The sequence below is a fragment of the Sphingobium sp. JAI105 genome, from assembly GCF_015752145.1.
Taxonomy (GTDB): domain Bacteria; phylum Pseudomonadota; class Alphaproteobacteria; order Sphingomonadales; family Sphingomonadaceae; genus Sphingobium; species Sphingobium xenophagum.
The window spans coordinates 2,763,881-2,782,088 of sequence record NZ_JADOUC010000001.1 but is presented as its reverse complement, the minus strand read 5'-3'; the positions used below and the strand labels follow the sequence as shown (position 1 = coordinate 2,782,088).

Below are 18,208 nucleotides of genomic sequence, written 5' to 3'. Positions count from 1 at the left end.
CAGATGACAGAGACGGATGCCTCCCGGCAAGCGGACTTGTTCGCTTCTTTGAAACGCGGCACGCGCATTATGCTTGCCGCGGGCACGCTGCTGCTCGCCGCCTGTCAGTCGATCGTGCCCAAGGGACCGGCCCCCGTCACCCCGACCGGCCCGACAGGACCGACCGGCCCTGATGTGACCCAGGGTCTGCCGACCGACACGCTGCGCCACCGCGTCGCGCTGCTGGTACCGATGAGCGGCCCCAATGCCGCCGTGGGCCAGTCGATCGCCAACGCGACCACATTGGCGCTGATGGACACCCGGACCGACAAGATCCGCATCACCACCTATGACACCGCGCCCGGCGCCGCAGCCGCGGCGAACCGCGCCCTGGCCGAGGGCAACCGCCTGATCCTTGGCCCCCTGCTGGCGGAGGACGCCCGCATCGTGGGGCCGATCGCCGCGCGCACCAATGTCCCCGTGATCAGCTTTTCCAACGACGCCAGCGTCGCAGGCAATGGCGTCTACATCATGGGTTACAACCCCAACCAGTCGATCGAGCGGGTCGTGGGTTTCGCCCATGACAAGGGGCTGTCGCAGTTCGCCGCGCTCATTCCGCGCGGCACCTATGGCGAACGCGCCGGCAATGCGCTGCTGCGCGCGGTTGAACAGGCGGGCGGCACCGTCGTGTCGATGCAGACATTCGATCGTAGCCCCGGCTCAATCACCGCAGCGGTGAAGAAATTGCAGGCCTCGTCCAGCTATGACGCCTTGCTGATCGCCGACAGCGGCAAGGTCGCGATCCAGATCGCCCCGATCGTGCGCAAGAATGGCGGCGCGACGGCCCGCCTGCTCGGCACGGAATTGTGGAATACAGAAGGCACGCTGGCGGCAAGCCCGGTGCTGCGCGGCGCATGGTTCGCCAGCGTGTCGGACACGCTCTATCGCCAGCTCGCGGGCAAATATCGCGCCCGCTACGGCACGGCGCCCTTCCGCCTGTCCTCGCTCGGCTATGATTCGGTCCTGCTGACGGTGCGGATCGCGCAGGACTGGAAGCCCGGCAGCCCCTTCCCCACCACGCGCCTGCGCGATTCGGGCGGCTTTTCGGGCATTGACGGCGCATTCCGCTTTGGCCGCAACGGCGTCGCCGAACGTGCGCTGGAAGTGTCCGAAGTAGGGGCTGGGGCAGTCACGGTCATCGCGCCTGCTCCCCGCAGCTTCGCGGAATGAAATCATCCTCCCCTGCAAGGGGAGGTGGCAGGGCGTAGCCCTGACGGAGGGGTGTCACCCTATCGATAGCGGGACACCCCTCCACCACCAGCTTCGCTGGTTGAATGGAGTCACGTGCCTCCATTCAACCCCCTCCCCTTGCAGGGGAGGATTTTAGATGCGCCCGGTCGGCAGGATCAAGGGCCAGCCATTGCCCGGATCGATGCAGGCGGTGATGCCATAGACATCGGCCAGCGCCTGCGTCGTCAGCACCTCCATCGGCGCGCCGTCGGCGACCAGCGCGCCGCCATCCATCAGAAGCAGCCGGTCGCACCAGCGCGCCGCCATGCTCAGGTCATGCAGCACCGTCACCACCAGCGCGCCGCTGCGCGCCTCGTCGCGCAGCAGGTTCATGACGTCGATCTGATGGCCAGGGTCCAGCGCCGCCAGCGGCTCGTCGGCGATCAGCCCGCGCGCCCCGACCGCCAGCGCCCGCGCCAGCAGCACCCGCGCCCGCTCCCCGCCGGACAATTCGGTCGCGATCCGTCCTTTCAGGTGCAGCACATCGGCCCGCGCCATCGCTGCCTCGACCGCTGCCTCATCTGCGTCGGACAGGCGGGACAGCGGCCCCAGATGCGGCAGCCGCCCCAGCGCCACCAGCCGATCGACGCTGAGCGGCCAGTGCAATGTCTGACCCTGCGGCAGATAGGCGATGGCGCGCGCTATCGCCCCCCGGTCGATCCGCGCCACATCCTGTCCGTCGATCAGCACGCGGCCCGCCCGCGGCTTCGCAAGGCCCAACATTGCCCGGATCAGCGTGGACTTGCCCGCGCCATTGGGACCGATGATGCCGACCAGCTGGCCCGGCTCCAGCGTCACCGCGACATCGCGCACCGCCGCCACATGACGGCCAAGCCGGACGGACAGCCCTTCTACCGTCAGGCTCACCATAACCGTCGCTCCCGCATCAGGTGGATCAGGAACACCGGCACGCCCAGCATCGCGGTGACGACCCCCAGCTTCAGCTCATTGACCGACGGGATCAGTCGCACGCCAATATCCGCGAGCGTCAGCAGCACCGCGCCGCCCAGCAGTGACGGCCATAGCACCGCCGATGGCGACCGATCGGTCAGCGGGCGGACGATATGCGGGACGATCAGACCGACAAAGCCGATCGCGCCGGACACCGCCACCGCGCCGCCCACGCCGATCGCGACGCCCAGCATCATGCGCAACCGCGCGGCATTAAGGTTCACGCCCAGCGCCTGCGCGCCTTCCTCCCCCAATGTCAGCGCGTCCAGCGTCCGCCCGTCCGCCAGCAGCAGCGCCGCGCCGATCGCGATGCAGGGCAAGGCGACAAGGACATGGACATAGCTGCGGTTCTCCAGACTGCCCATCAGCCAGGTCATGATCTCCATCGCGGCAAAGGGATTGGGCGACAGGTTAAGCGACAGGCTGATGCCCGCCCCCGCCAGCGTCGCGACCGCGATCCCCGCCAGGATCAGGGTCAGCGGGCTTTCCGATGGACCGGCCAGCAAGAACAGCCCGGCAATGGCGACAAGCGCGGTGGTGATGGCGAGCAGCGGCAGGACCAGCGGATGCAGCGCACTGAGGCCGAAATAGAGCGCGCAGACCGCGCCCAGCGCCGCTGAATTGGACGCGCCCAGCACGGACGGTTCGGCCAGCGGGTTGCGCAGATAGCCCTGCAACGCCGCGCCCGACAGGCCCAGCATCGCGCCCACCAGCAGGCCCAGCAGCATGCGCGGCAGGCGCAGGTCGATGATGATCGCACGGGCGACCGCATCGCCGCCGCCGGTCAGCACCGCCCATATCCGCGCCGTGCTGATCGCGACGGCCCCCAGCATCACCGATCCCATCGCCGCGCCGACCAGCAGGATCAGCAGCGCGGGGACGAGCAAGGGATGGTGGCGGGGCGTCACGGGCGCTCCCCTTGGCGGTTGGCAAAGCGCCATGTTCCTGCGAAGGCAGGAACATATCCTACTACAAGACAGGCTCCATGATCCGTCCGTTGATCCTCGCCATTGCCGCCCTGACACTCACCGGCACGGCACACGCTGCGCCGCGGCGGATCGTGTCGCTCAACGTGTGCGCCGATCAATATCTGATCGCGCTGGCCGACAAGGGCCAGATCGCGGCGCTCAGCAGCAATGCGCTCGACCCGGAATTGTCGGCGGCGGCGGACAAGGCGCGCGGCTATCATACGCTGCGCCGCGCTTCGGAAGAGGTGCTCGCGATCCGCCCCGATTTGATCCTGGGCTATCCGATCGGGCCAAACATGGTCGCCGGAGCGCCGCCGGGCCAATGGACCATATTGGGCCTGGCCAGTGCGGACAATTATGGCGCGATCGAGGATCAGATACGGCAGGTCGCGCGCGCGGTCGGCCATGTCGACCGGGGCGAAAAGCTGATTGCGCAGATGAACCGCGATCTGGCGGCACTGCCGAAAGCGAAGCGCGGCGGCGTTGCCGCCTATTATCAGCGGCGCGGCTATATGACCGGCACAGGCACGCTGGTCGATGACCTGATGCATCGGGTCGGGCTGACCAATCTGGCCGCAAAACTCGGCAAGCCCGCGCTGGCGCAGGTGCCGCTGGAGGCGATGGTCGCGGCGCGGCCCGACTGGCTGATCGTGGAAAGCGGCAGCGAAGCGGTGGTCGATCAGGGGACCGAAATGCTCCAGCATCCGGCGATCAAATCCATCCCGCGCATCAGCCTGCCGCAAAGCTGGACCGTGTGCGGCGGCCCGGCCTATGTGCAGGCGGCGCGGGCCATCGTGGTGCAACTTGGGGCGCCACGTAGCAAAGGCACGGCGCAACTTGGGGCGCCACGCAGCAAAAGCGCGGCGCGTCAGAACGCGCCAAGGTGAAGGGACGAGCAGCGCGCCCGTCCCCTCTTGTGCCATATCAGAAGCGGACACGCACGCCGCCAAAGGCGGAGCGGCCATAGACGCCATAGCCATAGGCCGTGGCGTAGGCTTCATCGAACAGATTGTCGATCCGGCCATAGACTTCCAGATGCTCGCCCAGCGGCAGCGAAGCCCGCAGGCCGACAAGCGCATAGCCATCCAGACGGCGGGTGTTGGCGGCATTGTCGAAACTGTCGCCTACCATCGTCACGGTCGCCCCGGTCGACAGGCCGAACGACCAGACATAGTCGCTCGAAACGCTGATCGCATTGGCCGCACGGCGCGGCAGGCGGTTGCCGTCTGTGATCCCGCCCGACCGGTCGCGCGCATCGACATAGCTATAGCTGCCCGTCACGGTCAGCGCGTCCACCGGCTTCAAGGCAATGCTCGCCTCCACGCCCTTGGCGCGGGTGCGGTCCAGATTGCTGTAGCTGAAGGTCGCATTGTCATAATTGATCTGGTCGGTCGTGTCGCGACGAAACGCCGTTACCGACAGGATCGCCCGGCCACCATCCAGGCTCTGGTCAAAGCCGACATCATAGCTTTTCGACCGTTCGGGGCGCAGCGCGCTATTGCCGCTGAACATGTCGTACAGCTGATAGAGCGAGGGCGCCTTGAACCCTTCGCCATAGCTCAGGCGAAAATTGGTCGCGCCTGCATTGGGCGAATAGTTGGCATTCGCGCCGAACGTGGTCGCGCCGCCAAACTGGCTATGATCGTCATGCCGCACACCGCCCGTGACCGACAGGCCCGTAAAGGGCTTGACGATCGCCAGCGCATAGACGCTGTCGATATTGATCTTCGCCGACGACGTGCTGCCAAACCCGAAGAAATCATAGTCGGGCCGCTCATGCTCGTAGCCGAATACCAGCTTGGCCTGATCGACCGGGGCATAGACGCCTTCATATTCAAAGCGCAGGTTGGTGCCGGAATAGCCATAATCCGGGTCGGTGCCGCGCACGAAATAATAGTCGCGGTCGTTGCGCAGATAGGTGACGGCTGCGCGGTTCGTCAGCTTGCCATCCAGCAAAGCCAGGTTGAGGCCCGCATAGCCCACATATTGGTCCAGCTTGCTCACATCGCTGCTGTCGGCCGGTGCGCCAAAGAAGCTGTCATAGTCGAGATCCGCATGGATATAATAACCACGCAGGTCGAGGCTCAGCGCATCGCTGAACGCCAGTTTGAGCCGCGCGTTGGTGGCGATATTTTCATAGCCATCCTTTTCCGTACCGCCCGCGGCAGATGAAATGCCATCCGTGCGGAAATAGGCCGCGCCCACGCCGCCCGACGCGATGCCGCTGGAGCCGGACACGTCCGCCTTGGCATTGACCGTATCGCTATAACCATAATCGACCGAGGCGTTCGCGCCGAAGCCGTCCACCGGCACGCCGGTCATGATGTTGACCACGCCGCCGATCGCCTGGCTGCCATAGACGACCGAGTTGGAGCCGCGCAGCACTTCGATCCGCTTGATATTGCCGGTCAGCAAATGGCCGAAATCATACCCATCGCCGATGCCGCTGGGGTCATTGACCTTCACCCCGTCGATCAGCACCAGAGTCTGCGTCGTTTCCGCGCCGCGCAGCGATACGCCGGTCACTCCGCCGGTGGACCCGTTACGGTTGAAACGAACGCCGGGCGTCGTCGCCAGCAGATCGACCACATCGATAGCCTGCCGGGTCTGGATGGTCTGCGCGTCGATGACGGTGATCGCCTGCCCCACTTCGTCGCGCGACTGTTCGATGCCCGATGCGGTGACGATGATGTCGTCGTCCTGCGCCAGAGCGGGCGTTGCCGCCAGCAGCGCAATGAGAGAAATCCCTGTTTTTACCATGATATATGCCCTGAGCGTCCCATGCGACTTCAAGGCCAGGGCGTCCGCGCACGCGGTCGCGCCATGATGCGGGATGACGCCAGCCCCCGCCGCACGGCACGATGCGGCCCCGGCCGCACAGCGTCGCTCGACGGAAAACCACCGTGCCATGACCAATCCCCTGGATCAGGGCAAGAGCGACCAGACGCCGGCAGGTCTCCTGGCTCACGGGTCAGGGCAATGATGCACGAACCTTCCCAGACATTGGCGTCCAGTGGCCGGGTCTTGCGACCCTTATGCATCATGCTCACCGCTTACAGTTGCAGGGACAGCTGCGGAATAGGGCGCTTCCACGCCCGCACCGCATTCCCATTTTCAGCCCCTTGCGGGACACCGGCGCGATCTAGCTGCAAGAAAGGCGAGCCCCCCTCACGCGACGCGCTCTAGGGCAAAGGCGCGGTATTGCCAAGCGGCTGATTCGCTACGTCAGCGGGGCGTTGCCCCGGTGCAACATCGCGTCGCGTCGCGCCAGCACGACCAGCGGCAGTCCCGCCGCCGCCGCGCGCTCCGCCGCCAGCCTTGTGGGGGCAGAAATCGTCACCAAAAGCGGGCATTGGCTCAGCACCGCTTTCTCCACCAGTTCATAGGAACAGCGTGACGACAGCAGCGCAAAGCCCTCATCCCAGCCCGCGCCCGCGCGCTTCATCGCGCCGATCAGCTTGTCGAACGCATTGTGCCGCCCGACATCCTCCCGCGCCAGACGGATCGCCCCGTCCGCGCCGACCCAGGCGGCGGCATGGGCCGCGCCTGTCGCGGCATTGAGCGGTTGATGCGCCGCCAGCCCATCAAGCGCGCGAAAGATCGCCGCCCGGTCGGCGCGCGATCGCGTCGTCACTGGCGGCAGGGGCCGAATCGCCTGTTCCAGATTTTCGATCCCGCACAGGCCGCACGATGAATCGGACGCGCGGTGCCGTACCCGGTCCAGCAGCAAATCGGTCCGCGATGGCGGCAGCGTCGCGCGCGCCACTATGCCCTGATCGGTATCATGGGTATCGACGTCGAAGGGCGCATCGTCCGGCCCGATCAACCGTTCCGCCAGCGCAAAACCCAGCACCAGATCGGTCAGATCAGTGGGCGTCGCCATCAGCACCGCATAGCCGATGCCGTTGAATTCGATCGCGACCGGCACTTCGTCGGCCAGCACCCGTTCGACCGCTTCGCCCTGCCCATCGCGGGCCAGGCGGGTGAAGGTCAGCGCGTCGCCGCCCTGCTTCAAGCGCTGATCCGGCGCACGGCCTGCGCCGCGATCGGCGACAGGGCGTCGGGCTGCTCCGCCGCCAGCGCCACGATCCGCGCGCGCATATGCGGGTCCCAGAAGCTGGCGATATGGCTGGCGGTGGACGCAACCGCCTCCGCATCGCCCTGCGCCGCCAGATTGCGCGCAATCTGGTTGGCCATGTAGATCAGCCGGTCGGCGGTGGACATGACGTCATTTTCGTCGCTCATCGGGCCGATCCTATTCCGCCGCTTCCAACGGCGCAATGCGGCGGCTCATCCTGGCCTGATCGGCATAGTCGAGTTGCCAGTCGCTGGGGCCGTTGGATGGCATCACCTGCACCGCCGTCACCTTATATTCCGGGCAGTTGGTCGCCCAGTCGCTATAGTCAGTGGTGATGACATTGGCCTGGGTTTCGGGGTGGTGGAAGGTCGTATAGACGACCCCCGGCGCAACCCGCTCGGTCACCTGCGCGCGCAGCGTGGTTTCTCCCGCCCGGCTTTTCAGGGCAACCCAGTCACCTTCCTTGATCCCACGATTTTCCGCATCGGACGGATGGATTTCCAGCCGGTCCTCCGGGTGCCAGGCGGTGTTCGCCGTCCGTCGCGTCTGCGCGCCGACATTATAGTGGGACAGGATGCGCCCGGTCGTCAGCAGCAGAGGGAAGCGCGGGCCGGTCTTTTCGTCCGTCGGCACATAGTCGGTGACGACGAACTTGCCCTTCCCCCGCACGAAACCGTCGATATGCATGGTCGGCGTACCGTCGGGCGCAGCATCATTGGCGGGCCATTGCAGCGATCCTTCCGCCTCCAGCCGGTCATAATGGACGCCCGCAAAGGTCGGGGTGAGCGCGGCGATCTCATCCATGATCTGCGCGGGGTGATCATAGGTCCACTGCAGGCCCATGGCGTTGGCCACCAATTGCACGATTTCCCAGTCTGCATAGCCATTGAGCGGGGCCATCACCTTGCGCACCCGCTGGATGCGGCGTTCGGCGTTGGTGAAGGTGCCGTCCTTTTCCAGGAAGGTCGATCCGGGCAGAAAGACATGGGCGTAATTGGCGGTTTCGTTGAGGAACAGGTCCTGCACCACGACGCACTCCATCGCTGCAAGCCCCGCCGCGACATGATGGGTGTTGGGGTCGGACTGGAGAATATCCTCGCCCTGCACGAACAGCCCCTTGAACGTCCCGTCGGTCGCGGCATCCAGCATGTTGGGAATGCGCAGCCCCGGCTCGGCGTCCAGGCTGACGCCCCATGTGCGTTCGAACAATTGCCGCGTCGCCGTGTCGGACACATGGCGATAGCCGGAAAATTCATGCGGGAAGCTGCCCATGTCGCAGGCGCCCTGCACATTATTCTGCCCCCGCAGCGGGTTCACGCCCACGCCTTCGCGCCCGACATTGCCGGTCGCCATAGCGAGGTTGGCGATGGCCATCACGGTCGAGCTGCCTTGGCTATGCTCCGTCACGCCCAGGCCATAATAGATCGCGCCATTGCCGCCGGTGGCATAAATGCGCGCGGCAGCGCGCACCTCGTCCGCCTTCACGCCGGTCAGCGGTTCGATCGCTTCGGGCGATCGGGCGGCTTGCGAGACGAAATCGGCCCAGTCGGCAAATTCGTCCCAGTCGCACCGTTCGCGGATGAAGGCTTCGTCATAGAGCTTCTCCGTGACGATGACATGCGCCATCGCGGTCAGCATCGCGACATTGGTGCCGGGGCGCAGGGGCAGATGATGATCCGCCTCGATATGGGGGGATTTGACCAGATCGGTGCGGCGCGGGTCCATGACGATCAGCTTGGCCCCCTGCCGCAAGCGCCGTTTCATCCGGCTGGCGAACACGGGGTGGCCGTCGGTCGGGTTCGCGCCGATGACCAGAATGACCTCCGACTGCATCACGCTGTCGAAATCCTGCGTGCCGGCCGACGTGCCGAAGGTCTGGCTCAGCCCATAGCCGGTCGGCGAGTGGCAGACGCGGGCGCAGGTATCGACATTATTATTGCCAAAACCCTGGCGGATCAGCTTCTGGACAAGGAAGGTTTCCTCATTGGTGCAGCGGCTGGACGTGATGCCGCCGATGGAGCGGGTGCCATATTTCGCCTGGATGCGACGGAACTCGCTGGCCGTATGGGCGATCGCCTCGTCCCACGACACTTCGCGCCATGGCTCGTCGATGCTGGCGCGGATCATCGGGTTCAGGATTCGGTCCTGATGCTGGGCATAGCCCCAGGCGAAGCGACCCTTGACGCAGCTATGGCCGCGATTGGCCTTGCCGTCCTTCCACGGCACCATGCGCACCAGTTCCTCGCCCCGCATTTCCGCGCGGAAGGTGCAGCCCACGCCGCAATAGGCGCAGGTGGTGACGACGGCGCGGTCGGGGGTGCCGACTTCGACGACCTTCTTTTCGATCAGCGACGCGGTGGGACAGGCCTGCACGCAGGCGCCACAGGACACGCATTCGGACCCCAGAAATCCCTCGCCCTGCGACGCGGAAACCTTGGAATCAAACCCCCTCCCCTCGATCGTCAACGCGAACGTCCCCTGCACCTCGTCACAGGCGCGCACGCACCGCGAACAGACGATGCACTTGCTGGGATCGAAATCGAAATAGGGGTTCGACTGGTCCTTCGCCTGCCCCATATTGGTCGCGCCATCATAGCCATAGCGCACGTCGCGCAGGCCGACTGCGCCAGCCTGATCCTGCAATTCGCAGTCCCCGTTCGCGCCGCAGGTCAGGCAGTCGAGCGGATGGTCGGAGATATATAGTTCCATCACCCCGCGCCGCAACTGCTTGAGGCGGTCGGTCTGGGTACGGACCACCATGCCTTCGGCCACTGGCGTCGTGCAGGACGCGGGATAGCCGTTGCGGCCCTCCACCTCCACCAGGCAAAGGCGGCACGAACCAAAGCTTTCGACGCTGTCAGTGGCGCACAGCTTGGGAATGGAGCCACCCAGCAGCGACGCCGCGCGCATGATGCTGGTGCCTTCGGGCAGGGTTATCGCCTGCCCGTCGATGGTCAGCGTGACGGACTTGCCGGTCGCAATCGCAGCGGGCGTGCCATGGTCGGTTTCGCGGGTAAAGGTCATTCCGCAGCCTCCTTCAACGGCGCAGGCGCGCCGAAATCTTCTGGGAAGTAGTCGAGCGCGCTCAGCACCGGATAGGGGGTGAAGCCCCCCAGCGCGCAGAGCGAGCCATATTTCATCGTATCGCACAGATCGCGCAGCAGCGTGGTTTGCGCGTCGAGCGATGTGTCGATCCGGCTGGGGGAACGGGAGTAGAGGGCTTTGCCCAGAACGCCGTGCTCCTGCGAAGGCAGGAGCCCAGGGTCAGGTTGCGCTGCGGCTGCGGGAGCACGCCCCGCCATGATCCGGTCAACAATCTCCACCCCGCGCGTCGATCCGATCCGGCAGGGCGTGCATTTGCCGCAGCTTTCCGCCGCGCAGAATTCCATCGCGAAACGGGCCATATGCGCCATGTCCACGCTGTCGTCGAACACCGTGATCCCGGCATGGCCGATCAGGCCGCCAGCCGCTGCAAAGGCTTCATAGTCGAAGGGCAGATGGAACATGGATGGCGGGAAATAGGCGCCCAGCGGCCCGCCCACCTGCACCGCGCGTACGGGCCGCCCGCTGGCCGTGCCGCCGCCGACATCGTTCACCAGTTCGCCCAGCGTGATGCCAAAGCCGATCTCATACAGGCCACCATGGCGCACATTGCCCGCCAGTTGCACCGGCATCGTACCGCGCGACCTGCCAAAGCCGACGGCGGCATAGGCCTCCGCCCCTTCCGCCAGAATGAACGGCACGGCCGCCAGGCTCAGCACATTGTTGATGACCGTCGGCTGGCCGAACAGACCTTTGAGCGCAGGCAGAGGCGGCTTGGCCCGCACCTGTCCGCGCTTGCCCTCGATGCTGTCGAGCAGCGCGGTTTCCTCGCCACAGACATAGGCACCCGCCCCTTCGCGCACTTCCAGCGTGAAAGGCGCGATCAGATGGGCGGCATGATCGATCGCCAGTCGCATCGTGGCAACGGCGAAGGGATATTCGGAACGGATGTAGATATAGCCATGCCGCGCGCCCACGGCATGGGCCGCAATCGCCATGCCCTCGATCAGGCAATAGGGGTCGCCCTCCATCAGCATACGATCGGCAAAGGTGCCGCTGTCGCCTTCGTCGGCGTTACAGACGATATATTTGTCGCCCGCAGGCGCATCCAGCACCGTCTGCCACTTGATGCCGGTCGGGAACCCCGCCCCGCCGCGCCCGCGCAGGCCCGACGCCTTGACCGCATCGACCACGGCCTGGGGCGTCATTGCGCGCGCCGCCTCCAGCCCCTTCCACCCGTCCTGCGCCGCATATTCGGTCAGGCTGACCGGATCGATCACGCCACACCGGGCGAAGGTGAAGCGCTGCTGTTCCGCAAAGAATGGATGCTGGTCGACCGGCCCCAGCCGGTTGGCGTGGCTGCCATCCAGCACCGCCGCGACATCCCCCGGCCCGACCGGACCATAGCCGATCCGGCCTTGCGCCGTTTCCACCTCGACCAGCGGTTCGATGCTGAACAGCCCGCGCGATCCGGTGCGGATCACATCGCACCCCGCATCGGCAAAGGCCTGCGCGACAGCGTCCGCGCCCAGCGCCACCGACGCCATGTCGCGGCTCACATAGATTTTCATGCCGCCACCTCCGCCGCGATCCGGTCCAGCGCCGCACCGTCGATCCGCGCGACCGGGCGACCATTAACCAGCGCGTTCGGCCCGACCGCGCACAGCCCCAGGCAATAAACCGGCTCCAGACTGATCGCGCCATCGCCGCGCGTCTCCCCCATCGCCACGCCCAGCCGCTGCGCCGCCGCCGCCTCGATCACCGCGCCGCCCCGCGCCTGGCAGCTTTCGGCCCGGCACAGTTTCACGACATGGCGGCCCGCAGGCGTCCGGCGGAAATCATGATAGAAGGTGACGACGCCATGCACATCGGCGCGCGACAGGTTCAGCGCGCGGGCGATGACCAGCACGACAGCGTCCGCGACATAGCCAGCCTCTTCCTGCACCGCATGCAGCAGCGGCAGCAACTGGTCGCGGGTTGCGCCATGACGCGCAGTCCAGCCTTCGATAAACTCTTCCATCCCGATACCCTGCCTTATGGCCCAGCTTTTGCCGCGATTGTGCGGCGGGAAGGTGCGCCGGTCAAATCGAAGCCAGCGATGCTTGATAGAGTTTATCTATCAAATGGAGCCAAAGCCGGGCGGCAGGCGCAACCCGCGCGCCACCGCCAGCACGGCCTGCGCCAATGGCCCCATCGGTGCGCTGTCCGATACGATCACGCCCACCCGGCTGCCCTCCCCCATGTCCGGCAGCGGCGCGGTGCGCGCCCAGCGCAGCCCGTCCAGCAAGGCGGCATGGCTGTCGGGAATGATCGAACAGAGCCGTCCCTGCTGCACCAGCCCCAGCAGCGCGACATAGGAGTCGGCGGTCACCAAGGGCCGCAGCGCCAGCCCGCGCTCGGCCAGCCGCGCGTCCAGTATCCGCCGGTTCTGCATCCCCTGATGCAACAGGCAGAGCGGCAGGCTGGCCAGGTCCGCCCAGTCGAGGACCGCCGGGATCGGCACGCCATGTGCCGCGCTCACCAGCATCGCCCGTTCGGCATATAGCGGCACCGACAGGGCATGGGCGGGCGGCTCGAAATCCAGATAGGTGATGCCCGCATCCAGCTCGAACGCGGCCAGTTCGCGCTCGATCTGGCGCGACGTCAGCGCGCGGACGGAGATATTCAGCCCCGGATGCCGGTCCAGCATCGCGGTTGCCAGACAACCGATCGCCGGCATGGCGGCGGGAATCGCGCCCAGCCGCAGTTCACCCTTCAACGGCCCGCGCGCGGTTTCCGCCGCCTGCCCCAGCGCTTCGGCGGCCGCCACCAACTGCCGCGCCCATGGCAATATCGCCTCGCCCTCCGGCGTCAGCCCGGCATATTTGCGGTCGCGCCGGATCAGCCGCTTGCCCAGTTGCGTCTCCAACGTCGCAATCCCCGCAGACAGCGTGGGTTGCGACACATGGCATAGCGCCGCCGCCCGCCCGAAATGGCCTTCGCGCTCCAGCGCCAGGAAATATTCGACAAGGCGGGTCTGCATCTCTTTGCTATAGGGCTGATAGAGCGGCGCTATCAAGGAAGCATCATGGCGGAACGGCGGATATTGGGGGCGGTGCTGGCGGGGGGGCGCTCCAGCCGCTTTGGCAGCGACAAGGCGCTGGCGGTGATGCCGGACGGGCGGACCCTGCTGGACCATGCGATCGCGGGGCTGGCCCCCCATGTCGAAAAAGTGGTGATTTGCGGTCGCGCAGGCGGTCTGGCGGATCGGCCCGCGCCCGACATGGGACCGCTCGGCGGCCTCAACGCAGCGCTGCATCACGCGCAGGCCCATGGGTTTGCCGGGATATTGACGACAGGGTGCGACATGCCGGTCTATCCTGCGGACCTGCCCGCCCGGCTGATCGGTGAACAGGCCGCGATATTGGAGGGCCAGCAACTGCTTGGCTGGTGGCCGGCATCGCTCGCCAACGCATTGGACGCGCATCTGGCGGAGGCGAATAATCGCTCCATCTACGGCTGGCTCGACCGCATCGGCGCCCGTGTGGTGACGGTGCCGGGGCTGGCACTGCCCAATATCAACCGGCCGGAGGATCTGGCGGCGCTGTAAACGGGGTCAGTGTGCGGCGGACGTGTCCACATTGGGGCGGGGACGGGGCGCCAGCCAGACCATCGCCGACGCGAAGAACAGGATCAGGGCCGATATGAAGAATATGTGATCCACCGAAATGGCCGTCGCTTCCTGATCGACGATGTTCGAAATCACCTGCCGCGCCTGGTCGGTCGACATGCCGATATTTGCCAGGGCCGCCTGCGTATCGGCGGGCTGGAGGGTACCCGCCAGTTCACTGCGCGACACGCGCTGGCCATTGCCCCAGCCGGTCAGCACCAGCGACGTCGCGATCGCCAGCGCCATGGTGCGCAGGAAATTCTGAAGCCCGGCAGCGGAAGCCGTCTCTTCGGGCCGCACCGACCCCAATGTCAGCGTGGTCAGCGGAATCATGAAGAAGGGCATGGCAAACCCCTGAATGAACTGCGGTGCAGCCATCATCCAGAAATCGACGCTGCTGGTCCAGTGCGCGCGCCACACCGTCATCAGGCCCAGCCACAACACGGCCCCCGAAATCATGAAGCGCGGATCGACCCCCCGGCCCATGATCCTGGCGGCGACCGGCGCACTCATCAATGCGGCCATGGCCGTGAAGGCGGTGACGATGCCCGCCCATGTCGCGGTATAGCCCCTGGCGGACTGAAGCCATTGCGGGATGATGACGATGCCGGAAAAATAGGCACCATAACACAGCGCCAGCGACAATACCCCGGTGGTGAAGCCGACATGGCGGAACACGCGCAGATCGACGATCGGATGCTCTTCCGTCAATTCCCAGATGATAAAGACCAGAAAGCCGATCAGCGACAGAATCGCCAGGCTCAAGATCAGCGGATCGGCAAACCAGTCATGGTCCCGGCCAAGGTCCAGCATGACCTGAAGGCAGCCGATCCAGAAAACCAGCAACGCCAGCCCGATCTTGTCGATCGGCACCCGCGCCGTTTCCGTTTCGACCGGACGCAGCAGCGCCATCGCCGCAAATACGCACAGGATGGCGATCGGCAGGTTGATGAAGAAGATCCAGTGCCAGCTCCAATTGTCGCTGATATAGCCGCCGATAATCGGCCCCATCGCCGGACCCAGCAGCGTCGTCATCGCCCATAGCCCCATCGCCCGCGCGCGCCGTTCGGGCGGAAAGACGCGCAGCATCAGCGTTTGCGACATGGGCATGATCGGGCCACCGCACAGCCCCTGGCCAATGCGGCAGACCACGATCATGCTGAGCGACATCGACAGGCCGCATAGCACCGAAAACAGACCAAAGCCGATCATCGCGCTGATGAACATCTTGACGACGCCAAAGCGCTGCGCCAGCCATCCAGTCAGCGGCACGCAAATCGCTTCGGCGACCGCGTAGGATGTGATGATCCACGTCCCCTGATCGGGCGTGATGCCCAGATTGCCCGAAATATGCGGCACGGAAACATTGGCGATGGTCAGGTCCAGCACGACCATGAAATTGCTGAGCGCCAGCACCATCCCCGCCAATGTGCGCTGTCGCGGCGTCAGCCGGGAAAAAATATTTGCCTCGCCGCTCACGACCCGGCCTTTCAGTGACCGGAAAGGTCGATATCGACCTCCGTGGAAAGGCCGACGCGCAACGGGTGGGCGGCCAGTTCCTTGGGGTCCAGCGCGATGCGGACCGGCAGGCGCTGGACCACCTTGATCCAGTTGCCGGTCGCATTTTGCGCCGGGATCAGCGACAGCGACGATCCGGTGCCACCGGAAAAGCCCACGACCTTGCCATGATAGACGACGTCGCCGCCGTAAATGTCGGCAACGACCGTGGCGGGCATGCCGACCTTCACCTGGCGCAACTGCCGTTCCTTGAAGTTCGCGTCGACATAGACCTGCGCCAGCGGCACGATCGTCATGATCGGGCTGCCCTGCGCGACGCGCTGTCCTACCTGCACCTGCCGCTTGGTGATGACGCCATCGATCGGCGCGCGGATGACCGTGCGGTCCAGGTCCAGCTTCGCCGCATCCAGCTTGGCCTGCGCGACCATGACGCCCGGATCGGTATCGACGCTCGACCCGCTGACCAGCGCGTCATTGGCGGCCAGCTGCCCGCTCGCCGCGCTGCGCGTCGCCTGCGCCGTGTTCACGCCCGCCTGCGCCAGTTCCAACGCAGCGCGCGCGGCGGCATAGGCGGTGCGCGCGCTGGTCACTTCGTCGCCCGACACCGCACCGTCGCCCACCAGCGCCTCGCGCCGCTGCAGGTCGATCCGCGCCTTTTCGACATTGGCCTGCGCTGTCGCCAGCTGCGCGCGCGCCTGCACGATGTCCGCGCCGCGCGCGTCGACCTGCGCCGCCAGCGCGCTGCTGGTCGCGCTGCTCTGGCGGAAGCGGCGCCGCGCCTCGGCCAGATCGGCCTGCGCCTGCGCAAGGGCGATGCGCGCATTGGTCGGGTCCAGCCGCACCAGCACGTCGCCGCGCTTCACCGCCTGGGTGTCGCTGACCAGCACCTGCGTCACCTGCGCGGAAATCAGCGGCGTCACCTGCGCCATTTCGGCATTCACATAGGCATTGTCGGTGCTGACATGATTACGCCCGATCAGCAGATACCAGGCCGCCCACAACAGGCCCAGCACCACGACTGCCAGCGCCAGCCGGGTCAGCCACAGCTTGCGCACAGCGGCACGATCCGCCTTTTTCGTGTCATCCGGCGCAGTGGCATCCGAAGCCTCTGAGGCAGAAAATTCAGGGGTGGCATCAGCCATGCGCAGCATCCTTGGGCAGTGTAGCGCTGTCGGCGAAACCGCCACCCAGCGCACGGATCAGGGCAATATCGAGCGAAAAGGCGCTGGCTTCCAACGCAGAAACGGACCGGCGCGCGGCGATCAGCTGATCTTCGACATTCAGCACGTCGAGATAGGTGGACAGGCCACCATCATAGCGTTTGCGCGCCACGCCATAGGCGTCCTGCAACGCCGCCAGCGCCGCGCGCGCATCCACCAGCCGATCGTCGAGCGTGCGGCGGCTGGTCAGCGCATCGGCAACGTCGCGATAGGCGGCCAGCACCGTCTTGTCATAATTGGCCACCGCTTCATCATAACCGGCGCGCGCGCCGCGATACTGGCCCTGCAACGCGCCGCCGTGGAAAATCGGCAGGCTGATCGCCGGACCGGCATTGCCGAACAGCGAATCCTTCTCGAACAGCCTGTTATAGAAGGGCTTGGCCGATCCATTGACGCCGGTGCCGGTAAACATCGTGTCATAGCCCAGCGCCTGAACCCCGATCAGCGCGCTCAGGCGCACCGCCGGATAGAAATCGGCGCGTGCGACCTTGACCTGCTTGGCTGCCGCTTCCGTGCGGGCGAGCGCGGCGGCGATGTCCGGGCGGCGGGCGACCAGATTGGTGGTGACGTCCGCGGGCAGCCCGACCGGCATCAACCGGCCCTTGGGCGGACGGGTAATCGCCAGCCCGCGATCCGGTCCGGCCCCGACCAGCGCCGCAATCTGATGCTGGCGCAGCGCAATCGCCACGCGCGCCCCAGCCAGTTGCGCGCGCGCCGCTGCAACCGTCGCGTCCGACTGGCGCACATTGCCGCGCGTTTCCAGCCCGTTCTGGCGGCGATCGGCAACCAGCTTCTGGCTGGCGGTCCGAATGTCCAGCGTGCGCTGTTGCAGTTCGGCTTCGTCATACAGCCGCGCCAGATCGGCATAGGCGTCGGCGATGCCCGTGGTCAGCGCCAGCCGCGCCTGTTGCGCGTCCAGTTGCGCCGCGCGGACCTGTGACGTCGCCGCTGCCAGCGCGGCCTTGTTCCGACCCCAAAGGTCCAGGTCAAAGCCCAGATTGAGCGCCACCTGACCCGTACCGAGCCAGCCCTGCGGAATGAACTCCTTGGGTTGCCCCATATTATAGCTTTGCTTGGTCGTCCCGGCCCTGGCGTCCAGATCCGCCGACGGCAGCAATGTGGCACCCGCCTGTTGCGCCATGCCCTGCGCCTGCGCGAATCGGGCGGCGGCGATCGCCATGTCGGGCGCGTTGGCCAGCCCTTCCTCGATCAGCGCGGTCAGTTGCGGGTCGCCATAGGCGGTCCACCAGCCTTCGCCCGGCCAGGCGGCGTCAGGCGCGTGCAGGCTGTCCTGCGCCGCCACGCTCTGCGCCGTGCGAATCGCCGGGGCGGGGCCAAGATCGGGCACGGCCGCACATGCTGACAGCAGCGACAGGGCCGCCGTCGAAATCATGATGCGTTCGGGGGAAAACAGGCGACTCACCGACATGACAAACCGTACCATCCAGTATGAAAACCGCCATTGCCGCTGTTGCCAGGCCTTGTCAACAAAATTGCCATACTCTATGGTACG

The 18,208-nt window shown here is 66.0% G+C and carries 15 protein-coding genes and 1 riboswitch; of the genes, 3 read left to right on the top strand and 12 right to left on the bottom strand.

Going from position 1 to position 18,208, the window contains the following annotated elements; genetic code table 11:
- Nucleotides 1-3: 3 nt before the first annotated feature.
- Entirely contained in the window at nt 4-1,209 is a 1,206-nt protein-coding gene (locus IWY39_RS13370) for a penicillin-binding protein activator (protein WP_181316561.1), read from the top strand.
- A 153-nt stretch (nt 1,210-1,362) separates the two neighbouring features.
- Here the strand turns inward: IWY39_RS13370 and IWY39_RS13365 are convergent, their stop codons facing one another.
- Both IWY39_RS13365 and IWY39_RS13360 read right to left on the bottom strand, forming a co-directional pair.
- Nucleotides 1,363-2,139: an ABC transporter ATP-binding protein gene (locus tag IWY39_RS13365; protein WP_107123340.1), complete on the bottom strand. Its 777-nt coding sequence runs from the start codon at nt 2,137-2,139 to the stop codon at nt 1,363-1,365.
- A complete protein-coding gene (locus tag IWY39_RS13360; RefSeq protein WP_107123341.1) occupies nt 2,133-3,128 on the bottom strand; it encodes a FecCD family ABC transporter permease in 996 nt (331 codons plus the stop codon). The genes IWY39_RS13365 and IWY39_RS13360 overlap by 7 nt, the downstream gene beginning before the upstream one ends.
- Nucleotides 3,129-3,205: 77 nt before the next feature.
- On the opposite strand from IWY39_RS13360, the gene IWY39_RS13355 reads away from it, so the two are divergent.
- A complete protein-coding gene (locus IWY39_RS13355) occupies nt 3,206-4,075 on the top strand; it encodes an ABC transporter substrate-binding protein (protein WP_107123342.1) in 870 nt (289 codons plus the stop codon).
- 37 nt (nt 4,076-4,112) lie between these two features.
- On the opposite strand, the gene IWY39_RS13350 is transcribed toward IWY39_RS13355, so the two are convergent.
- From IWY39_RS13350 to IWY39_RS13320, 7 genes are all read right to left on the bottom strand, one after another.
- The gene (locus IWY39_RS13350; protein ID WP_107123535.1) at nt 4,113-5,948 is read right to left on the bottom strand and encodes a TonB-dependent receptor plug domain-containing protein; all 1,836 of its coding nucleotides are present in this window, start codon (nt 5,946-5,948) and stop codon (nt 4,113-4,115) included.
- Between the two features lie 172 nt (nt 5,949-6,120).
- A riboswitch (cobalamin riboswitch) is annotated at nt 6,121-6,340 on the bottom strand.
- Between the two features lie 68 nt (nt 6,341-6,408).
- Nucleotides 6,409-7,203 carry a formate dehydrogenase accessory sulfurtransferase FdhD gene (fdhD, locus tag IWY39_RS13345; RefSeq protein ID WP_019053066.1) on the bottom strand — a complete coding sequence of 265 codons (795 nt, stop codon included), beginning with the start codon at nt 7,201-7,203 and terminating at the stop codon, nt 6,409-6,411.
- The gene (locus IWY39_RS13340; protein WP_107123343.1) at nt 7,200-7,433 is read right to left on the bottom strand and encodes a formate dehydrogenase subunit delta; all 234 of its coding nucleotides are present in this window, start codon (nt 7,431-7,433) and stop codon (nt 7,200-7,202) included. The genes fdhD and IWY39_RS13340 overlap by 4 nt, the downstream gene beginning before the upstream one ends.
- Before the next feature lie 10 nt (nt 7,434-7,443).
- Nucleotides 7,444-10,290 (bottom strand): formate dehydrogenase subunit alpha, encoded by a 2,847-nt coding sequence (gene fdhF, locus IWY39_RS13335; RefSeq protein WP_107123344.1) that lies wholly within the window; start codon nt 10,288-10,290, stop codon nt 7,444-7,446.
- Entirely contained in the window at nt 10,287-11,879 is a 1,593-nt protein-coding gene (locus IWY39_RS13330) for a formate dehydrogenase beta subunit (protein ID WP_107123345.1), read from the bottom strand. Before IWY39_RS13330 ends, fdhF begins: the two co-directional genes overlap by 4 nt.
- The gene (locus IWY39_RS13325) at nt 11,876-12,328 is read right to left on the bottom strand and encodes an NAD(P)H-dependent oxidoreductase subunit E (RefSeq protein ID WP_107123346.1); all 453 of its coding nucleotides are present in this window, start codon (nt 12,326-12,328) and stop codon (nt 11,876-11,878) included. The genes IWY39_RS13330 and IWY39_RS13325 overlap by 4 nt, the downstream gene beginning before the upstream one ends.
- Before the next feature lie 99 nt (nt 12,329-12,427).
- On the bottom strand, nt 12,428-13,330 hold the full coding sequence (locus tag IWY39_RS13320; RefSeq protein ID WP_107123536.1) for a LysR family transcriptional regulator: 903 nt from the start codon (nt 13,328-13,330) through the stop codon (nt 12,428-12,430).
- A 45-nt stretch (nt 13,331-13,375) separates the two neighbouring features.
- Here IWY39_RS13320 and mobA point away from each other — a divergent pair, with 45 nt between their 5' ends.
- Nucleotides 13,376-13,897, top strand: coding sequence for a molybdenum cofactor guanylyltransferase (mobA, locus tag IWY39_RS13315; RefSeq protein WP_107123347.1), 522 nt, complete (start codon nt 13,376-13,378; stop codon nt 13,895-13,897).
- A 6-nt stretch (nt 13,898-13,903) separates the two neighbouring features.
- Here mobA and IWY39_RS13310 read toward each other — a convergent pair whose 3' ends face one another.
- From IWY39_RS13310 to IWY39_RS13300, 3 genes are read right to left on the bottom strand one after another with little or no spacing between them, the layout of a single operon-like run.
- Entirely contained in the window at nt 13,904-15,436 is a 1,533-nt protein-coding gene (locus IWY39_RS13310) for a DHA2 family efflux MFS transporter permease subunit (RefSeq protein ID WP_107123348.1), read from the bottom strand.
- 11 nt (nt 15,437-15,447) lie between these two features.
- Complete coding sequence (locus tag IWY39_RS13305) at nt 15,448-16,617, bottom strand: EmrA/EmrK family multidrug efflux transporter periplasmic adaptor subunit (RefSeq protein WP_165418697.1); 1,170 nt, start codon at nt 16,615-16,617, stop codon at nt 15,448-15,450.
- Complete coding sequence (locus IWY39_RS13300) at nt 16,610-18,124, bottom strand: efflux transporter outer membrane subunit (protein ID WP_107123537.1); 1,515 nt, start codon at nt 18,122-18,124, stop codon at nt 16,610-16,612. Before IWY39_RS13300 ends, IWY39_RS13305 begins: the two co-directional genes overlap by 8 nt.
- Nucleotides 18,125-18,208: the final 84 nt, after the last annotated feature.